The sequence below is a fragment of the Cellulomonas sp. NPDC058312 genome (assembly GCF_042880135.1).
In the GTDB taxonomy this organism is placed as follows: domain Bacteria; phylum Actinomycetota; class Actinomycetes; order Actinomycetales; family Cellulomonadaceae; genus Cellulomonas.
This window is the reverse complement of sequence record NZ_JBHVZE010000001.1, coordinates 669,699-686,512: the sequence shown is the minus strand read 5'-3', so window position 1 is coordinate 686,512 and position 16,814 is coordinate 669,699. Positions and strand designations below refer to the sequence as shown.

General features: G+C 75.4%; 15 protein-coding genes. 8 read left to right on the top strand and 7 right to left on the bottom strand.

All coding sequences use genetic code 11. From position 1 onward, the window contains the following. Nucleotides 1–97 precede the first annotated feature (97 nt). Nucleotides 98–1,393, bottom strand: coding sequence for a S1C family serine protease (locus tag ACFVXN_RS03160; RefSeq protein ID WP_389227110.1), 1,296 nt, complete (start codon nucleotides 1,391–1,393; stop codon nucleotides 98–100). A gap of 118 nt (nucleotides 1,394–1,511) precedes the next feature. Beyond that, complete coding sequence (locus ACFVXN_RS03155) at nucleotides 1,512–2,738, bottom strand: amidohydrolase (protein WP_389227107.1); 1,227 nt, start codon at nucleotides 2,736–2,738, stop codon at nucleotides 1,512–1,514. A gap of 60 nt (nucleotides 2,739–2,798) precedes the next feature. Between ACFVXN_RS03155 and ACFVXN_RS03150 the strand changes: the two genes are divergently transcribed. Both ACFVXN_RS03150 and ACFVXN_RS03145 read left to right on the top strand, forming a co-directional pair. Continuing rightward, nucleotides 2,799–3,803, top strand: a complete 1,005-nt coding sequence (locus ACFVXN_RS03150) for a ketopantoate reductase family protein (protein WP_389227104.1) — start codon at nucleotides 2,799–2,801, stop codon at nucleotides 3,801–3,803. A gap of 77 nt (nucleotides 3,804–3,880) precedes the next feature. After that, the gene (locus ACFVXN_RS03145; protein WP_389227851.1) at nucleotides 3,881–4,261 is read left to right on the top strand and encodes an RNA-binding S4 domain-containing protein; all 381 of its coding nucleotides are present in this window, start codon (nucleotides 3,881–3,883) and stop codon (nucleotides 4,259–4,261) included. 4 nt (nucleotides 4,262–4,265) lie between these two features. Here the strand turns inward: ACFVXN_RS03145 and ACFVXN_RS03140 are convergent, their stop codons facing one another. Next, nucleotides 4,266–5,156, bottom strand: coding sequence for a DUF72 domain-containing protein (locus tag ACFVXN_RS03140; protein WP_389227101.1), 891 nt, complete (start codon nucleotides 5,154–5,156; stop codon nucleotides 4,266–4,268). 98 nt (nucleotides 5,157–5,254) lie between these two features. On the opposite strand from ACFVXN_RS03140, the gene ACFVXN_RS03135 reads away from it, so the two are divergent. Both ACFVXN_RS03135 and ACFVXN_RS03130 read left to right on the top strand, forming a co-directional pair. Further along, the gene (locus ACFVXN_RS03135; RefSeq protein ID WP_389227099.1) at nucleotides 5,255–6,673 is read left to right on the top strand and encodes an MFS transporter; all 1,419 of its coding nucleotides are present in this window, start codon (nucleotides 5,255–5,257) and stop codon (nucleotides 6,671–6,673) included. After that, nucleotides 6,670–7,647 (top strand): alpha/beta hydrolase, encoded by a 978-nt coding sequence (locus ACFVXN_RS03130; RefSeq protein ID WP_389227096.1) that lies wholly within the window; start codon nucleotides 6,670–6,672, stop codon nucleotides 7,645–7,647. Before ACFVXN_RS03135 ends, ACFVXN_RS03130 begins: the two co-directional genes overlap by 4 nt. 79 nt (nucleotides 7,648–7,726) lie before the next feature. On the opposite strand, the gene ACFVXN_RS03125 is transcribed toward ACFVXN_RS03130, so the two are convergent. Beyond that, nucleotides 7,727–8,317: a TetR/AcrR family transcriptional regulator gene (locus ACFVXN_RS03125; RefSeq protein ID WP_389227093.1), complete on the bottom strand. Its 591-nt coding sequence runs from the start codon at nucleotides 8,315–8,317 to the stop codon at nucleotides 7,727–7,729. 115 nt (nucleotides 8,318–8,432) lie between these two features. Between ACFVXN_RS03125 and ACFVXN_RS03120 the strand changes: the two genes are divergently transcribed. The 4 genes from ACFVXN_RS03120 to mtnN all read left to right on the top strand — a co-directional run bounded on the left by ACFVXN_RS03120 (nucleotide 8,433) and on the right by mtnN (nucleotide 11,599). After that, a complete protein-coding gene (locus ACFVXN_RS03120) occupies nucleotides 8,433–9,266 on the top strand; it encodes an alpha/beta fold hydrolase (RefSeq protein ID WP_389227090.1) in 834 nt (277 codons plus the stop codon). 71 nt (nucleotides 9,267–9,337) lie between these two features. After that, nucleotides 9,338–10,300, top strand: a complete 963-nt coding sequence (locus ACFVXN_RS03115) for a DNA-3-methyladenine glycosylase family protein (protein ID WP_389227087.1) — start codon at nucleotides 9,338–9,340, stop codon at nucleotides 10,298–10,300. Between the two features lie 112 nt (nucleotides 10,301–10,412). After that, a complete protein-coding gene (locus ACFVXN_RS03110) occupies nucleotides 10,413–10,865 on the top strand; it encodes an S-ribosylhomocysteine lyase (RefSeq protein ID WP_389227847.1) in 453 nt (150 codons plus the stop codon). After that, nucleotides 10,862–11,599 carry a 5'-methylthioadenosine/S-adenosylhomocysteine nucleosidase gene (mtnN, locus tag ACFVXN_RS03105; RefSeq protein WP_389227084.1) on the top strand — a complete coding sequence of 246 codons (738 nt, stop codon included), beginning with the start codon at nucleotides 10,862–10,864 and terminating at the stop codon, nucleotides 11,597–11,599. Before ACFVXN_RS03110 ends, mtnN begins: the two co-directional genes overlap by 4 nt. Nucleotides 11,600–11,910: 311 nt before the next feature. On the opposite strand, the gene ACFVXN_RS03100 is transcribed toward mtnN, so the two are convergent. The 3 genes from ACFVXN_RS03100 to ACFVXN_RS03090 form a co-directional block, all read right to left on the bottom strand. After that, the gene (locus ACFVXN_RS03100; RefSeq protein ID WP_389227081.1) at nucleotides 11,911–13,521 is read right to left on the bottom strand and encodes a PAS domain S-box protein; all 1,611 of its coding nucleotides are present in this window, start codon (nucleotides 13,519–13,521) and stop codon (nucleotides 11,911–11,913) included. 123 nt (nucleotides 13,522–13,644) lie between these two features. Next, complete coding sequence (locus ACFVXN_RS03095; protein ID WP_389227078.1) at nucleotides 13,645–15,411, bottom strand: beta-galactosidase family protein; 1,767 nt, start codon at nucleotides 15,409–15,411, stop codon at nucleotides 13,645–13,647. 81 nt (nucleotides 15,412–15,492) lie between these two features. Beyond that, nucleotides 15,493–16,803 carry an ABC transporter substrate-binding protein gene (locus ACFVXN_RS03090; RefSeq protein ID WP_389227075.1) on the bottom strand — a complete coding sequence of 437 codons (1,311 nt, stop codon included), beginning with the start codon at nucleotides 16,801–16,803 and terminating at the stop codon, nucleotides 15,493–15,495. Nucleotides 16,804–16,814: the final 11 nt, after the last annotated feature.

Here is a 16,814-nt window from a genome sequence, read left to right as displayed (position 1 = left end):
ACCCGCACCCTCCCCCGCCGAGATGACCGAGCGCGCCTGCGGCGGCACCCCGCGGCACAGGTGAGGGGTGTCATCTCGGCGGCGGCCGGCGGGAGGGTCAGGCGGCAGGGCCCTGGGCGAGGGTGACCGTGGCCGTGCGGGTCTCGCCCGCGGCGGTGGTCCAGGTCAGGGCGACGGCGTCGCCGGGGGCACGGGTGGCCAGGGCGGCGCTGAGCGCGTCGCCGTCCGCCACCGGGGTGCCGTCGACCGCGGTGACCGTGTCGCCGGCGGTCAGACCGGCGTCGACCGCCGGGGTGCCCTCGACCACCCCGGCGACACGTGCCCCGCCGCCCGCGAGGCCCGACCCGAGCCCGGTCGACGTGGTCGCGAGCTGCACGCCGAGGAACGCGGGGTACCCGAGCACGATGCTGTCGGTGTCGTCGCCGGCGACGATCTGCGTCACCACGTCGAGGACGTCCCCGATCGGGAGCGCGTAGCCGGTGATGTCCGCCGACCCGGACGACGCGGCGGTCGTGATGCCGACGACCTCGCCCTCGTCGTCCAGCAGCGGGCCGCCCGAGTCGCCGGACACCACGTCGGCGTCGACCTGGATCAGACCGGTGAGCCGCTCGCCCGCCGAGACGCCCTCGGCCTGCGTGGTGATCGACTCGTCCAGCGCCGTGACCGTGCCGCCTGCCGCGAGCAGGACGCCGCCGCCCTGCGCGTTGCCGACCGCGGTGACGGCGTCGCCGACCGCCACCGCATCGTCGTCGTCCAGCGAGGCCGTCGCCAGGCCGGAGGCGTCCGCGAGCTGCAGCACGGCGACGTCCGCGGACGCGTCGGTGCCGACGACCGTGGCCGGGTACTGCTCGCCGGTGGCGCCGACGGTCACGGTGATCTCGGTCGCGCCCTCGACCACGTGGTTGTTCGTCACGACCAGACCGTCCGAGGTGAGCACCACGCCGGTGCCGGCGGCCTGCGCGGACTGGTAGCCGAGGACGGTGTCGATCAGCACCACGCCGGTCTGCTGCGCGGCGGAGGCGGTGGCGGCGTCGAGGGTCGCGGTGCCGGTCGAGCCGGCCGAGCCGGACGGGCCGCCCGAACCGGACGACCCCGACCCCGACGACCCGGTGGCCGGTCCGCCGGACCACCGGGGCGCGGTGAGCCCGCCGGAGCCGGTCACGGGGTCCGGCGCCACCGTCAGCCCGGTGCTGCGCCCGTCCGGCAGGCCCACCGCGAGCGCCGACCCGCCGAGCACCAGCCCGGCCGCGACGACACCCGAGGACACGAGCGCGACCGCCCGCCGCCGCCGGCGCGACATCCGCCGGGGCGGGTACGCGTCCGCGACGACGGGCTGCGGCGTGCTCGCGGGGTCGGCGGCCGGGGTCGGCGTGGTGGGGTCGTGCTGGTCCATGAGGCACCTCCGGGGGGCGACGCCCCGGGTGGCGTCGACGACCCTCAGTGCACCCCGCTCCCCCGACCGTCCGCTGGGCGGTCGCTGGGAGCGGCCCATGAACCCGCGCCGGTGGGCGTCAGGCGGTGAACCGCTCCGCGCGCTCGACCACGTGGGCGGTCGCCGTCTCGCGGTCCCACGTGTACACGGTCCGGCCCTCGATGAGGACGTGCTCGGCGCGCGCGTGCACGTCGAGCGGGTCGCCGGACCAGATGACGACGTCGCCGTCGCGCCCGGCCTCGAGCGCCCCGACCCGGCCGTCGAGCCCGAGGAACGCGGCGGGGTTCGTCGTCAGCGCCTCGAGCGCGGTCTCGCGCGGCAGGCCGTCCTTCACGGCGAGCGTGGCCTGGTGCACCAGGAAGTTGATCGGCACGACGGGGTGGTCGGTGGTGATGGCGACCCGGACCCCGGCCGCGGCGAGCGTGGCGAGGTGCGCGATGGCGCGGTCGCGGAGCTCGACCTTGGACCGCGAGGTGAACATCGGGCCGAAGATCACCGGGATGTCGCGCTCGGCGAGCACGTCCGCGACCTTGTGCCCCTCGGTGCCGTGGTTGATGACGAGCTTGTAGCCGAACTCGTCGGCCAGGCGGATCGCCGTGACGATGTCGTCGTGCCGGTGGGTGTGCTGGTCCCAGACGAGCTCGCCGTCGAGCACCCGGGCGAGGGTGTCGAGCGTCAGGTCCTTCTTGAACGGCTCGCCCTTCGCGGCGGCGGCGTCGCGCGCGGCGCGGTAGTGCTGGGCGTCGGTGAACGCCTGCCGGATGACCAGCGCGGTGCCCAGGCGGGTCGACGGGGTCTGCTTCTTCTCGGCGTACACGCGCTTGGGGTTCTCCCCGAGCGCGGACTTGACGCTCACGGCGTCGGAGATCACCTGCTCGTCGATCGTGCGCCCGCCCCAGGACTTGATCGCGACGCTCTGGCCGCCGATCGGGTTGCCCGACCCGGGCTTCACGACGACCGAGGTGATGCCGCCGGACAGCGCGTCGCGGAAGCCCTCGTCGTCGATGTTGATGGCGTCGACCGCCCGGACGCCGGCCATGTTCGGCCCGGTCATCTCGTTGGTGTCGTTGCCGGCGACACCCTCGCCCTCCTCGTGGATGCCCACGTGGCCGTGCGCCTCCACGAAGCCCGGCAGCACCCAGCGGCCGGTCGCGTCGACGACCGTCGCACCGTCGGGCACCACGACGTCGGCGCCGACCGCCTCGATGCGGCCGTCGCGGATCAGGACGGTGCCGCCCTCGATCGGGGCGGAGGAGACGGGGACGACGTAGCCGCCCGTGATGGCGACGAGGGAGGAGGTGGTCATACCTCCACCGTACGTCGCCCTCCGGAGCGGGAGGCGACCGGGATGTGGCACCGTGACCGGGTGCGATACGTGATCATCGGGGCCGGCGCGGTCGGCGGGACCATCGGCGGGCTGCTCGCGGAGGCGGGGCGCGACGTCGTCCTCGTCGCGCGCGGCGCCCACCTCGACGCGCTGCGGGCGGACGGCCTGCACCTGACCACCGAGTCGGGCGCGCGCACCGTGCACGCCCCGGTCGCGTCGGGCCCGCAGGACGTCGACCTGCGCCCGGGCGACGTGCTCGTGCTCGCCGTCAAGGGCCAGGACACCGCGGCCACCACCGCGCAGTGGGCCGACCGCCCCGTCGCCGGCGGCCGGACCGCGGGCGAGGACCTGCTGCTGGTCTGCGCGCAGAACGGCGTCGACAACGAGCGCACGGCCCTGCGCCGGTTCGCGCGGGTCGCGGGCATGTGCGTGTGGCTGCCGGCGACGTTCCTCGAGCCCGGCCGGGTGTCCGCGGCGGGCAGCCCCGTCGCGGGGGTGCTGACGCTCGGCACGGTCCCCGCGGGCGCGCCCGACCCCGACCTCGGCCGCGTCGGCGCCGACCTGGTGGCAGCGGGCTTCCGCGCCCCCGTGGTCGAGGACGTCATGGCGTGGAAGTACGCGAAGCTGCTGAGCAACCTCGGCAACGCCGTCGAGGCGCTGTGCGGCCCGGTCCGCGAGCCCGCGGCCCGGGAGCTGCTGGCCGACACCGTCGCGGAGGCCCGCACGGTGCTGGCCGCCGCCGGCATCGAGCCCGTCGCGCCCGAGGACGAGCAGCGCGAGCGCGGCGACTTCACGCTCGTCGACCTGCCGGGCGTCACCCGCCGCGGCGGGTCGTCCTGGCAGAGCCTGGTCCGCGGCGCCGGGTCCATCGAGGCCGCGTACCTCAACGGGGAGATCGTGCTGCTCGGCCGCCTGCACGGGGTGCCGACGCCGCTGAACGCCACCCTGCTCCGGCTCGCCGAGCACGCCGCCGCCCGCGGCGAGCAGCCCGGCGGGCACGACCCCGCGGACGTCCGGGGCGCGGCCGCCCGGGTCGCGGCCTGAGCGACGCGACCGTGACCGCCGACCCCGGGGACGCCCCGGCACCGCCGACCAGCCCGGCTCCCCCGGCGCGTCCGGTGCTGCCCGCCGGGCCGTCGTCGACCCGGGTCGACCGGTGGGTGTGGGCCGTGCGCCTGACGAAGACCCGCGCCCTGGCCGCCGCGGCGTGCCGGGCGGGGCACGTCCGGGTCAACGGCGACCGCGCGAAGCCGGCGACCAGCGTGAAGGTCGGCGACGAGGTGCGGGTCCGCGGCGAGGGACCGGAGCGGATCGTCGAGGTCGCGCACGTCCTGGAGCGCCGCGTCGGCGCCGGCCCCGCGGCCACCGCGTACGTCGACCGCACGCCCGCGCCACCGCCGCCGGAGCAGGTCGCCGTCGCCGCGCAGCGCGACCGGGGCGCGGGTCGACCCACCAAGCGGGAGCGTCGCGAGATCGACCGGCTGCGCGGCCGGGAGCACTGACCGCTCAGGCCGGGTCCACCGGCCCGACTCCCAGCCGTCGGGCCAGCGCCATCGCGTCCACGGGCGCGCGCACCTTCGTGTCGTTGTCGAAGTACACGAACACGTCCCGCCCCGCGGGCGCCGGCTCCGCCGGTGGTCCGAGCCGCCGCGCGTCGCCGGGCTCGCCCCCGGCCGCCCACGCCCGGACCCGGTCCGCCCACCGGTCCAGCGCGGGGTCGTCGTACCCGGACACGTACAGCTCCGCGTCACCGTGCAGCCGGACGTAGACCAGGTCCGCGGTGACGTCCTCCAGGTACGGCCAGCGCCCGGCGGTGTCGGCGACGACGAGCCCGACCCCGTGCTCCCGCAGCAGCGCCGGGTACTCCGGGGTCTCGAACGACGCGTGCCGCACCTCCAGCACGTGCCGGAGCGGGCGGTCCGCGTCGGTGGTCGTCCACGCCCGGTCGTCCAGCCGCTCGTCGTGGTGCTCCGCGAGCGCCGCGGCCTCGGCGGTCGTGCGCGGCAGCAGCTCGAAGAACCGCGCGAGCCGGTCGGCGTCGTAACCGAGCGTCGGCGGGAGCTGCCACAGCACCGGCCCGAGCCCGTCCCCGAGCGCCAGCACGCCGGAGGCGAAGAAGTTCGCCAGCGGCGTCGCGACGTCCGCGAGCTTCTTCATGTGGGTCACGAACCGCGGGCCCTTGACGGAGAACACGAACCCCGGCGGCACCTCCGCGCGCCACGCCTGGTACGACCCGGGTCGCTGGAGGGCGTAGAACGACCCGTTCACCTCGATCGACCCGAGCCGTCGCGACGCGAACTCCAGCTCCCGGCGCTGCGGCAGGCCCGGCGGGTAGAACACCCCGCGCCACGGTGCGTACCGCCAGCCGGAGATGCCGGTGCGGACGGTGGCGGTCATGCCGGGACCGTAGGCAGCGGCGCACGGCCCGGCAACCGGTCGCCGGTCGTTCAGCGGGTCGACACGCGCCGGACGCCGGACCGGGGTATCCCTGGTCCGTGCACCCCGACCCCGTCCCGCTGCCCGCACCCGTCGCCGCCGAGGCCGCGCCGGGGACCCGAAGGGGCCGGTGGCCGGTCGTCGCGTGGTCGCTGTGGGACTGGGGGTCGGCGGCGTTCAACGCCGTCATCACGACGTTCGTGTTCACCCGGTGGCTCACCAGCGACGCGTTCGTCGACCCGGCGGTCGTCGCCGCCGGGGGTGACGCGCTGGACGCCGCGCTCGCCGAGCACTCGACCTGGTTGGGCTGGGGCCTGACGGCCGCGGGCGTGCTGATCGCCCTGACGGCGCCGCTCGCCGGTACCCGGGCGGACGGCTCGGGGCGGCGGCGGCGCGGGCTCGCCGTGCAGACGGCGGTCACCGTGGCCCTGTGCGCGGCGATGGCCCTGGTGCGCCCCGACCCGGACTCGCTCACCGCGAACCTGCTCCTCGGCATCGCGCTGCTCGCGGCGGCGAACGTGACGTTCGAGCTCGGGTCGGTGCACTACAACGCGCTGCTCCCCCGCGTCGCCACGCCCGCGACGCTCGGCCGGATCAGCGGGCTCGGCTGGGGCGCCGGCTACGTCGGCGGGATCGTGCTCCTGCTGATCCTGTTCGTCGGGTTCATCAACCCGGAGGTCGGCTGGTTCGGGGTCACCGGGGACGACGGGCAGAACATCCGCGTCGCGGTGCTGGTGTCGGCCCTGTGGTTCGGGGCGTTCGCGGTGCCGGTGCTGCTGGCCGTCCCCGACGCGCCGGACGCCGGGACCGCCGCGCGCCGCCGGCCCGGCGTGGTCGAGGCGTACCGCCGGATCGTCGCCGACGTCCGCGACCTGTGGCGCACCTCCCGCTCGACGGTGCTGTTCCTGCTGGCCAGCGCCGTCTACCGGGACGGGCTCGCGGGGGTGTTCACGTTCGGGGCGGTGATCGCGTCCGGCACGTTCGGGTTCAGCGCGAGCGAGGTCGTGGTGTTCGCGATCGCCGCGAACGTCGTCGCCGGGGTCTCGACGGTCCTCGCCGGGCTGCTCGACGACCGCGTCGGGCCCCGGGCGCTGATCGTCGGCTCGCTCGTCGGCCTGGTCGTCGCGGGGGTGTCGACGTTCGCGCTCGCCGGCGCGGGGACGTCGGCGTTCTGGGTCTGCGGGCTGCTGCTGTGCGTGTTCGTCGGCCCGGCGCAGTCGGCCAGCCGGTCGCTGCTGACCCGCGTCGCACCCGACGGCCGCGAGAGCCAGATCTTCGGGCTGTACGCGACGACCGGTCGCGCCGCGAGCTTCCTCGCGCCGATGGCGTTCGCCACCTTCGTGGCCGTCTCCGGGTCGCAGCGCTGGGGCATCCTGGGTCTCGTGCTCGTCATCGGGATCGGCCTCGCGGCGCTGCTGCCGCTGCGGCTGCCCGCGTCGGCGTCGCCCGTGCGACCGGGGCCCCGGGACCCGCGGTGAGCACCGGCCCCGGGCTGACGTGGGAGCCCGACCCCCTCGGACCGGGCTGGGAGCACGTGACCCTCGGCGTGTCCGCGAGCGACCCCGGGCTCGTCACGACCGTCGTCCGCCGCACCCCCGCCCCCGGCACCCGGCCCGGCGGCCCCGCCGTGCTGCACGTGCACGGGTTCAACGACTACTTCTTCCAGACCCACCTGGCGGACGCGCTGGAGCGGGCGGGCCACACGTTCTACGCGGTCGACCTGCGCCGGTGCGGCCGGTCGTGGCGCCCCGGGCAGGTGCCGCACTACGTCGACGACCTCGCCGAGTACCGGGTCGACCTCGGCCTGGCAGCCCGCCTGGTCCGGGACGCGCTCGGCCACGACCGGCTCGCCGTGCACGCCCACTCCACGGGCGGGCTGACGGCGGCGCTCTGGGCCGACAGCCCCGGCGGCCGAGCGGCGGTCGACGCGCTGGTGCTGGACAGCCCGTGGTTCGACCTCGACGCCCGGTGGTTCCACCGGGTGGTGTCGACCTGGGTGCTCGACACCGTCGGACCGGTCGACCGGATGCGGGTGCTCGCGGACGGGCCGTCGGCGTACTCGTGGCACCTGCACGTCGCGAACGGCGGCCGGTGGGACTACGACCGCCGGCTCAAGCCCGCCGAGGGGTTCCCGGTGCGCGCGGGCTGGCTGCGGGCGGTCCGCCGCGGGCAGGCGCGGCTCGCCCGGGGGCTGCACATCCCGGTGCCGGTGCTGGTCGCGACGGCCGCGGAGTCCGGCCCGAACAGCCGGGAGAACCCGCTGCTCGACGCCCAGGACACGGTCCTCGACGTCGGGCAGATCCGAGCCCGGGCGCACCACCTCGGCGACGACGTCACGCTGCTGTCCGTCCCCGGCGGGATCCACGACCTGACCCTGTCCGCCGACGTCCCGCGCGCGCTGTACCTGGACGCGGTGACGACCTGGCTCCAGCGCACGGCCCCGCCGAGGTAGGACCTCCGCGCCGAGACGGGGCGGTGGGAGGTCCTGTCCCGAGCGGGCGGTCCTGTCTCGGCGGGGCGCGGGGCTGGGTTCAGGCGGTCGGGACGCCCGCGGCGGCGATGAGCGTCTCCGCGGCGGCGCGGGCCTGGGCCGCGGCCTCGGGGGTGCCGGCGATGGCGGCGGTCGTCTGGGCGCCCTCGGCGAGGATCGCGAGCTGCGCGGCCAGCGCGGGCGGCCCGCCGGCGGCCGCGACGAGCTCGGCGACGTACGCCTGGAACGCTGCCTTGTGCTCCCGGACGAGCTCCGCGACCGCGGGCGAGCAGCCCCCGAGCTCGCCGAACGAGTTGATGAAGATGCAGCCGTGGAAGTCGGCGTCGCCGAACCACCCGGCGAGGTGGTCGTAGACCGCGAGCAGCCGGTCGCGCGGGGAGCCGGCGGCGGCGACCGCGGCGGCCAGCCCCGTCTCCCACCTCGCGCTGCGCCGCCGGAGGACCTCGGCCACGACCTCGTCCTTCGACCCGAACAGCTGGTAGAGCCGCTTGAGCGGGACCCCGGCCTCGGTGCGCAGCGCGTCCATGCCGACCGACTGGATGCCGCGTGTGTAGTAGAGCCGGTCGGCGGCGGCGAGCACCTGCTCGCGCTGGGTCTCGTCGCGGCTGGTGCCGGCGGTCGTGGTGCTCATCGGAGCGGCCCTCCTCGAGGGGGTGGGCGCAGGGGTTGCGCGGAGAACGTTCGTTCTCTACTGTAGCCCACATCGCGGAGAACGATCGTTCTCCACCGGAGGGAAGAGGCGCACCATGCCGTTCATCACCGTGGGAACCGAGAACACCACCTCGATCGACCTGTACTACGAGGACCACGGCACCGGCCAGCCCGTCGTGCTGATCCACGGCTACCCGCTCGACGGCCGCTCCTGGGAGAAGCAGTCCGCCGCGCTGCTCCGCGCCGGCTACCGGGTCATCACCTACGACCGCCGCGGGTTCGGGCAGTCCAGCCAGCCGACCACCGGGTACGACTACGACACGTTCGCCGCGGACCTGAAGGTCGTCCTCGACACGCTGGACGTCCGCGACGCCGTGCTCGTCGGGTTCTCGATGGGCACCGGCGAGGTCGGCCGCTACCTCGGCACCTACGGCTCCGAGCGCGTGGCGAAGGCCGTGTTCCTCGCCTCGCTCGAGCCGTTCCTGCTGCACACCGACGACAACCCGACGGGCGTCCCGCAGGACGTGTTCGACGGCATCCTCGCCGCCGTGACCGCCGACCGGTACGCGTACTTCACCAGCTTCTACGCCGACTTCTACAACACCGACGAGAACCTGGGGAGCCGCCTCTCGGAGGAGGCGCTGCGGCACTCCTGGGACGTCGCCGCCGGGGCGTCCTGGTTCGCGTCGTCCGCCGTCGTGCCGACCTGGCTGACGGACTTCCGCGGCGACCTGCCGAAGATCGACGTGCCGACGCTCATCGTGCACGGCACCGCCGACCGGATCCTGCCGATCGACGCCACCGGCCGCCCGTTCCACGCCGCCCTGCCGCAGGCCGAGTACGCCGAGATCGAGGGCGCCCCGCACGGGATGCTCTGGACCCACGGCGACGAGGTCAACGCGCTGCTGCTGGACTTCCTCGCCCGCTGACGCCGGTCGTCCCACGGGTGCGGCACGGGGCCGTCCGGTCCCGTGTCGCACCCGTGGGTCATGCTGGTGGGGTGCCCCCGACGACCCCCGCCGACCCCGCCGCGGGCCCGTCGCCGGACGTCGCCCCGCTGACCAGCACCTACCGGCCCGACGGCCCGCTCGACGTCCGTCTGACCCTGATGCTCGTGCGCCGCGGCGGGGGCGACCCGGCGCTGCGGGTGCTGCCCGACGGCACGGTCTGGCACGTGCTGCGCACCGCGACCGGCCCCGCGACGCTGCACCTGCGGCCCGCCGCGGCCGGCGGGGTCGCCGCGACCGCGTGGGGCCCGGGCGCCGAGCGGGCGCTCGCCGGCGTACCCCGGCTGCTCGGCTCCCACGACGACCCGCGCACGTTCGACCCGGCCGGGCACGCCGGGCTCGCCGCCGCCCACCACCGGCTGCGCGGGCTGCGGCTGCCCGCCACCGGCGACGTCCTGGGCGCGCTGGTCCCGGCGGTCCTGGAGCAGCGGGTCGTCACGCTGGACGCGCACGCCGCGTGGCGGTGGCTGCTCCTGCGGCACGGCACCACGCCGCCCGGGCCGGCGCCCTCCGGGATGCGTGTGCCGCCCGACGCGGCCGGCTGGCGCCGGGTGCCGGTCTGGGACTGGCGACGGGCCGGCGTCGACGACCAGCGGTCCTCCGCCGTGCTGCGCGCCGCCGCGGTCGCCGCGCGGCTCCAGGAGGGCGTGCGCCACGACCCCGCCGAGCTGCGCCGCCGCCTCGCGACCGTCCCCGGCATCGGGGTCTGGACCATCGCGGAGACGACCCGGCGCGTGCTGGGCGACGCGGACGCGGTGTCCGTCGGGGACCTGCACCTGCCGCGGCTGGTCGGCACCGCGATCGCCGGGCGCCGCGTCGAGCAGGAGGAGGTGCTGGACGTCCTCGCGCCGTGGACCCCGCACCGAGGGCGGGTGGTGCGGCTGCTGGAGCTCACCGACCGGACCACGTCGCCGCGGACCCGGCCCCGGCCACCCCGCGCCGCGCGGCTGGCGTGACGGCCCGGACACCCGCGCCCGCATCCCGGCCGGAATACCACGCCCGGACCTGCCGCTGCACAATGGTCAGGTCCCCACCCGCGAGCCGAGGAGTGCCGTGAACCAGCCCCGCATGAACGTCGAGTCGTTCAACCTCGACCACCGGACGGTCGTCGCGCCGTACATCCGGCTGGCCGACACGAAGGTCCTCCCGGCGGGCGACGTGATCAGCAAGTTCGACGTCCGGTTCACCCAGCCGAACAAGGCGCACCTGGAGATGCCGGTCGTGCACTCCCTGGAGCACCTGTTCGCCGAGCACTCCCGCAACCACAGCGACCGGGTGATCGACTTCTCCCCGATGGGCTGCCAGACGGGCTTCTACCTGATCCTCCAGGGCGAGTGGGCGCAGGACGACGTCGAGGCGCTCGTCGCCGACACGCTCGCGGACCTCACCGCCGCCGACGAGGTCCCCGCGGCCAACGAGGTGCAGTGCGGCTGGGGCGCGAACCACACCCTCGAGGGCGCGCAGGCCGCGGCGCGGGAGTTCCTCGCGCACCGCGCCGAGTGGAGCACGGTGACCGCGTGAGCGCCCTCGCGGCGGTGGACGTCGTCGTCTCGGTCGCCATGCCGGACGAGGCCGCCCCGTTCCTCGCCCAGGCCGACTCCGTCGGCGCCACCACCACGGTCGGCGGCGCGGAGCACCACGTGCTCACCGTCGGCGGCCGCGAGGTGCTGCTGGTCCGCAGCGGCATCGGGCTGGCGAACGCGTCCTCGGCGGCGTCGGCGGCGCTGGTGCTGGTCGCGGCGGCCCGCGGCGGGCGGGCACCGGCGGCGCTGATCAGCGCGGGCAGCGCCGGTGGCGTCCAGGCGGGCGTGCACGTCGGCGACGTCGTCGTGGGCACCGAGCACGTCTACACCGGCGCCGACGCGCGCGCGTTCGGGTACGCCCTCGGCCAGGTGCCCGGGATGCCGGCGACCTACGGCGGCGACTCCGCCCTGCGCGGCGCCGCCCTCGGCGCGGACGCCGGCGACCTCACCGTGCGGACCGGCCTGATGCTGTCGAGCGACGCGTTCGTCGACGCCGGGCTGGTCGGGCCGGTGCGCGAGCAGTTCCCGGGCGGCCTGTCGACGGACATGGAGACCACCGCGCTCGCGCAGGTCGCGCACGTGTACGGCGTGCCGTTCCTCGCGGTGCGCGGCATCTCGGATCTCTGCGGCCCCGCCGGTGCGGACGACTTCCTCACGCACGTCGACGACGCGGCCGACCGGTCCGCGGCCGTCGTGCTCGCGATGCTCCCCCGGGTGGCTGCGCCGGCCTGACCCGCGGCCCCGCGCCACCCGCGAGCACCCGTCCCACCCGCGGCACCCGCCGCACCCGCGGCCGGGTGTGGACGATCCCGGTCGACACGCACCGGCGTTGCGCGCGGAGTGGATCCACCCCGTTCCGGCAGGCCCGAGGTGTGGACGATCCCGGTCGACACGCATCGGCGTGGCGCCCCGGGTGGATCCACTCGTCACGTCGCGCAGGGTGGATCCACCCGGGCCCGGCAGGCCCGAGGGTGGACGATCCCGGTCGACACGCGTCGGCGTGCTGCCCCGGGTGGATCCACTCGGGGCAGGTGCGGGCGGGGTCAGGCGCGGCGGTCGGCGGCGGTGCCGCGGCGGTCGGCGGTCGTGCGACGGTCTGCGCCGCTGCGGCGGTCCGCGCCCGTGCGGCGGTCGGCGGTGGTCCGGCGGTCGCCACCACGGCGGTCCGCGCGGTCGCCGCCGAGCTTCGCCTGGTACATCGCCTGGTCGGCGTCGTGCAGCAGCAGCTCGGTGGTGTGGTGCCGGTCGGCGAGCGCGGCGCCGAAGCTGGCGCCGACCCGGGCGTACTCCCCCGCGACGTCGACGGAGACCTGGCCCATCGCGGACGCGGCGGCCACGGCGGCCTCGACCCGGGCACGCGTGCCGGTGACCAGCAGCGCGAACTCGTCGCCGCCGAGCCGGGCGACCGCGCTGCCCGCGGGCACGAGCTCGCGCAGCCGGTCGGCGACGGCGACCAGGACGCGGTCGCCCGCGGCGTGGCCGAAGTTGTCGTTGACGGCCTTGAAGTCGTCGAGGTCGACGTACATGACCGCGACCGCGCGCCGCGCGCCGAGGTTCCCGCCGGCCAGCGCCTCGTCCACCAGGCGGTGGAAGTGGGCGCGGTTGACGAGGCCGGTGAGCGCGTCGTGGTCGACCATGTGCGCGAGCCGCTCCTCGAGCGTCTTCTCCTGCGTGACGTCGACCAGCACGCCGTGCAGCCGCGGGCGGCCGTCGTCGTCGTCGCGGCGCAGCACCGCGTCGTCGCGCACCCACACGTCGTGGCCCTCGCGGTGCCGCAGCCGGTAGGTGATCGACGGCAGCATCTCGTCCTCGCCGAGGCCCTGCCGGATCGCCTCCTCGTGGGTCCGCATCGCGCGGTCGGCGGGGTGGATGCTGCGCGACCAGAGCGTCGCGTCGGCGAGCCACTCCTCCGGGGAGTAGCCGAGCATCCACTCGAGCCGGGGGCTGACGTAGGAGAACCGGCCGCCGGGGCCGGGCTCCGCGATGTAGACGACCGCGGGGACGTGCTCGACGAGCAGCCGGTAGTGCAGCTCGGCGGCGCGCAGCTCCTCGGCGAGCCGCTTGCGGTCGGTGATGTCCTGCGTCATGCCGATCGCGTAGTCGGGCCGACCGTCGGCGTCCCGGACCAGCGACACGGTGAGGTCGACCCACAGCGAGGTGCCGTCCTTGCGGACGAACCGCTTCTCGAGGCCGAAGCCGTCGTTCTCGCCCGCGACCATCGCGTCGAACAGCCGCTCGTTCTCGGCGATGTCCTCCAGCGCGGTGTACGCGGAGAACGGCATCGACGCGAACTCCTCGGTGGAGTACCCGAGCAGCCGGCGCAGGGTGTCGTTCGTCAGCGGCGTGCGGCCGTCGAGGGACACCAGGCCGATGCCGATGGGCGCCGCCTCGATGAGGCTCTCGACCTGGCGGATCCGCTCGGCCTGCCGGGCGACGACCGCCGCCGGGTCCTCGGCCACCGCGTCGCGCTTGCGCCGCCGGGGCAGCCGGGAGCCGCCAGGTGTCGGGGCGGGAGCGGACGCGGACCGCTTGGCCGCCGCCACGCCGTCGAGCGGGAAGCCGCCCTCGCGGGTCAGCGCCGCCAGCGCACCGCGCAGCAGCCGCGCACCCTCGGCGGAATCCGGCCACGTCTCCTGCGGCCCTGCGGCGTCCACGTCCTGACCCATCCTCGCTCCGACGACGTGCCCGGTCAGCCGGGCACCTGTCCTGGTCATCGGCGCGCCGGGGGCCGTTCTGAGTCCCCGACCGGGTGGTCTGGCCCGCGAGCGGGTGAGGTCTCAGACCTCCGAGGACCCGAGGTCCGGACCCGCGACCATCTCGACCCGCGCGGACGCGGCACCGTGCAGCTCGAGCACGACGATCACGTTGCCCTCGGCCCGCAGCACGGGTCCGGGCACGTACATCGTCGCGGTGGGCCCGGCGCTCCAGTGCCGGCCCAGCGGGAACCCGTTGACCCACACCAGGCCCTTGCCCCAGCCGTCGAGGCGCAGGAAGTGGTCGGCGCCGGCGACGGTGTCGAACGTGCCCCGCAGGAACGCGGGACCGGCGACGGGCGACGCGGGGTCCGCGGCGGGCGCGTCGGCGAGCAGGGCCGCCAGCGCGGGCTCGACCTCGTCCAGCCGCAGGGCGACGGTCTCCCACGCGGTGAGCTCGCGGGTGGCGGTGCGTGCGGGCCCGATCAGGCCCTTGGGCTCGCCGATCCGCGGGCCGTAGTTGACCCGGCCCTGGTCCTCGACCAGCAGCGTGAGCTCGCCGGCGCGCCCGGGCAGCGCCAGGGTGCGGCTGTGCTCGGTGCGGCTGAGCACGCCGACGGGCTCGCCGTCGAGGGCGACGACCGCGCGGTCCCGGACCTCGTCCAGGGTCAGCACCAGGTCGTCGGCGGTGACCTGCGTCCGGTAGAGCGTGAACCCGGACCAGTGGCCGAGCTCGTCGGTGGTCGGCAGGTGGTCCCAGGAGCGGGCCTCGCCGAGCGCGCCCACGGCCGCGGCGAACGGCAGCCGCCGGTCCAGGTCGACGGTCAGCTCCGGCGCGGGGCCGGCCTCGGCGGGCAGCTCGTCGGGGACGGGCGCGTAGCGGGAGATGACCTCGCGCATGGCGTGCCACTTCGGGGTGACGGCGCCGTGCTCGGCGAGCGGCGCGTCGTAGTCGTAGGAGGTCGTGATCGGCAGGTAGGTGCCCTTGTCGTTGGCGCCGTTGGTCATGCCGAAGTTCGTGCCGCCGTGGAACATGTAGAGGTTCACGGAGCCGCCGGCGGCGAGCAGGTCGTCGAGGTCCTGGGCGTTGGCCTCGGACGGCGCGACGTGGTGGTGCAGGCCCCAGGAGTCGAACCAGCCGTTCCAGAACTCCATGCACATCAGCGGGCCGGTGGGCTGGTGGCGACGCAGCAGCGCGAGGCGCTCGGTGGACCGCGAGCCGAACGTGGCCGTCCGGTGCAGCTCGGGGATGCTGCCGCGGGTCTGCATCTCGTCGTCGGCCTGGTCGCAGCTCAGCAGCGGGACGTCGATCCCCCGCGCGCGGGTCATCGCGATCAGCGCGCGCAGGTACTCCTGGTCGTCGCCGTAGGCGCCGTACTCGTTCTCGATCTGCACCGCCACGACCGGCCCGCCGCGGCTGATCTGCCGCTCGGCGACCAGGGGCAGGAGCTGGTCGTAGTACTGCTCGATCGCCGCGAGGTAGCGGGGCTCGTGCCGGCGGACGCCGACCTCGGGGTCCGCGAGCAGCCAGCCCGGCAGGCCGCCGCCGTCCCACTCGGCGCAGATGTAGGGGCCGGGGCGCACGATCGCGTGCATGCCCTCGGCGGCGACCAGGTCGAGGAACCGGCCCAGGTCGCGCCGGCCGTCGAGGTCGAACCGCCCGCGCTCGGGGGCGTGGAAGTTCCACGCGACGTAGGTCTCGATGGTGTTGAGGCCCATCAGCCGCGCCTTGTGGATCCGGTCCGCCCACTGGTCGGGGTGCACCCGGAAGTAGTGCAGGGCGCCGGAGATCACCTGGTGCGGGCGGCCGTCGAGCAGGAAGTCGCGGTCACCGATCTCGAAGGTGGGCATGGCTGTGCTGGGCTCCCGGGTGTGGTGGGTGGAACGGGTCGGCCGGCGGCGGGACGTGCGCCCCGCCGCCGGCCGGGGGCGTCACTTGGTGGTGAAGCCCTGCTCGTTGCCGTAGGCGATGGACTGGGTCTGCCAGTCCGCGAGGCCCTCGGTGAGCGTCGTGCTGCCGACGTAGGCCTGGCCGACCGTGTCGTTGAAGATGCTGTTCGCGTAGACCTGGAACGGCAGGTACTGCCAGCCCTCGACGACGTCCGCGGCCGACTGCGCCAGGACCTCGTTGATCTTCTGGCCGCCGAAGTACTCCGACTCCTTGTTCAGGAACTCGTCGGACTCGAGGTCGGCCGTCGTGGCGGGGAAGCCGCCGGCGTCGATGCGGATCTTCGTGCCGTCACCGTTCGACAGGTACGTCAGGAAGTCGTAGGCGAGCTCCTTGTTCGGGGCCGCCTCCATGATCGACATGGCCGAGCCGCCGTTCTCGGAGGACGCGGTCTGGCCGGCCTCCCACTGCGGCATCGGGGCGACGCGCCACTGGCCCGCGGCCTGGGTGACGCTGGCCTCGAGGTTGCCGGGCATCCAGGCGCCGATGGTCAGCGTGGCGATGGTGCCGTTGCCGAGGCCCTGGTACCACTCGTCGCTCCAGGACGAGGTCGGGGCGACCAGGTCCTCGTCGAGCAGCTGCTGCCAGAGCTCGGCGAACTTGGTGGAGCCCTCGTCGGTGAAGTCGACGGTGACGTCCGTGCCGTCGACCTGGTACGGCTGGCCGCCGGCCTGCCAGATCATGCTGGTCGCGAAGCCCGCGTCACCGGTGTCGTTGGTGATGTAGACGTTCGGGTCGGCGGCGTGCAGGGCGCGCGCGGCCTCGAGGTACTCGTCCCAGGTCGTGGGGACCTGGACGCCGTACTTCTCGAACACGGTGGTGTTGAAGAACAGGGCCATCGGGCCGGAGTCCATCGGCAGGCCGTAGATGCCCTCGCCCTGCTGGACCGCGTTCCACGGGCCGGTGCTGTAGGTGCCGTCCAGGTCGGACGCGCCCAGGCCGGAGATGTCGGCCAGCGACTCGCCGATCGCGAACTGCGGGATGGCGTAGTACTCGATCTGCGCGAGGTCGGGGATGCCGGAGCCGGCGGCGACGGCGTTCTGCAGCGCCGTGTACTCGTCGGTGTTGGTGCCCGCGTTCACGACGTCGATCTCGACGTCGGGGTGCTCGGCCATGTAGGCCTCGGCGATCGGCTCGACCGTGTTGTCCCAGGACCAGACGGTCAGCTTGCCGCTGTCCGTGGAGCCCGAGGCCGCGTCGTCGGAGCCGCCCGAGGAGCAGGCGGTCAGGGCGAGCGCGAGCGCGCCGGCCGCGGCGACGCCGCTCCAGAGCCTGCGGCGGGGGGTGGTGGTCATGCGAGGTCCTC

Bases quoted from the DNA above. Each gene is read 5' to 3' on its own strand.
- ACFVXN_RS03160 (WP_389227110.1), bottom strand. From the start codon at position 1,393: ATGGACCAGCACGACCCCACCACGCCGACCCCGGCCGCCGACCCCGCG.
- ACFVXN_RS03155 (WP_389227107.1), bottom strand. From the start codon at position 2,738: ATGACCACCTCCTCCCTCGTCGCCATCACGGGCGGCTACGTCGTCCCC.
- ACFVXN_RS03140 (WP_389227101.1), bottom strand. From the start codon at position 5,156: ATGACCGCCACCGTCCGCACCGGCATCTCCGGCTGGCGGTACGCACCG.
- ACFVXN_RS03125 (WP_389227093.1), bottom strand. From the start codon at position 8,317: ATGAGCACCACGACCGCCGGCACCAGCCGCGACGAGACCCAGCGCGAG.
- ACFVXN_RS03120 (WP_389227090.1), top strand. From the start codon at position 8,433: ATGCCGTTCATCACCGTGGGAACCGAGAACACCACCTCGATCGACCTG.
- ACFVXN_RS03110 (WP_389227847.1), top strand. From the start codon at position 10,413: ATGAACGTCGAGTCGTTCAACCTCGACCACCGGACGGTCGTCGCGCCG.
- ACFVXN_RS03095 (WP_389227078.1), bottom strand. From the start codon at position 15,411: ATGCCCACCTTCGAGATCGGTGACCGCGACTTCCTGCTCGACGGCCGC.
- ACFVXN_RS03090 (WP_389227075.1), bottom strand. From the start codon at position 16,803: ATGACCACCACCCCCCGCCGCAGGCTCTGGAGCGGCGTCGCCGCGGCC.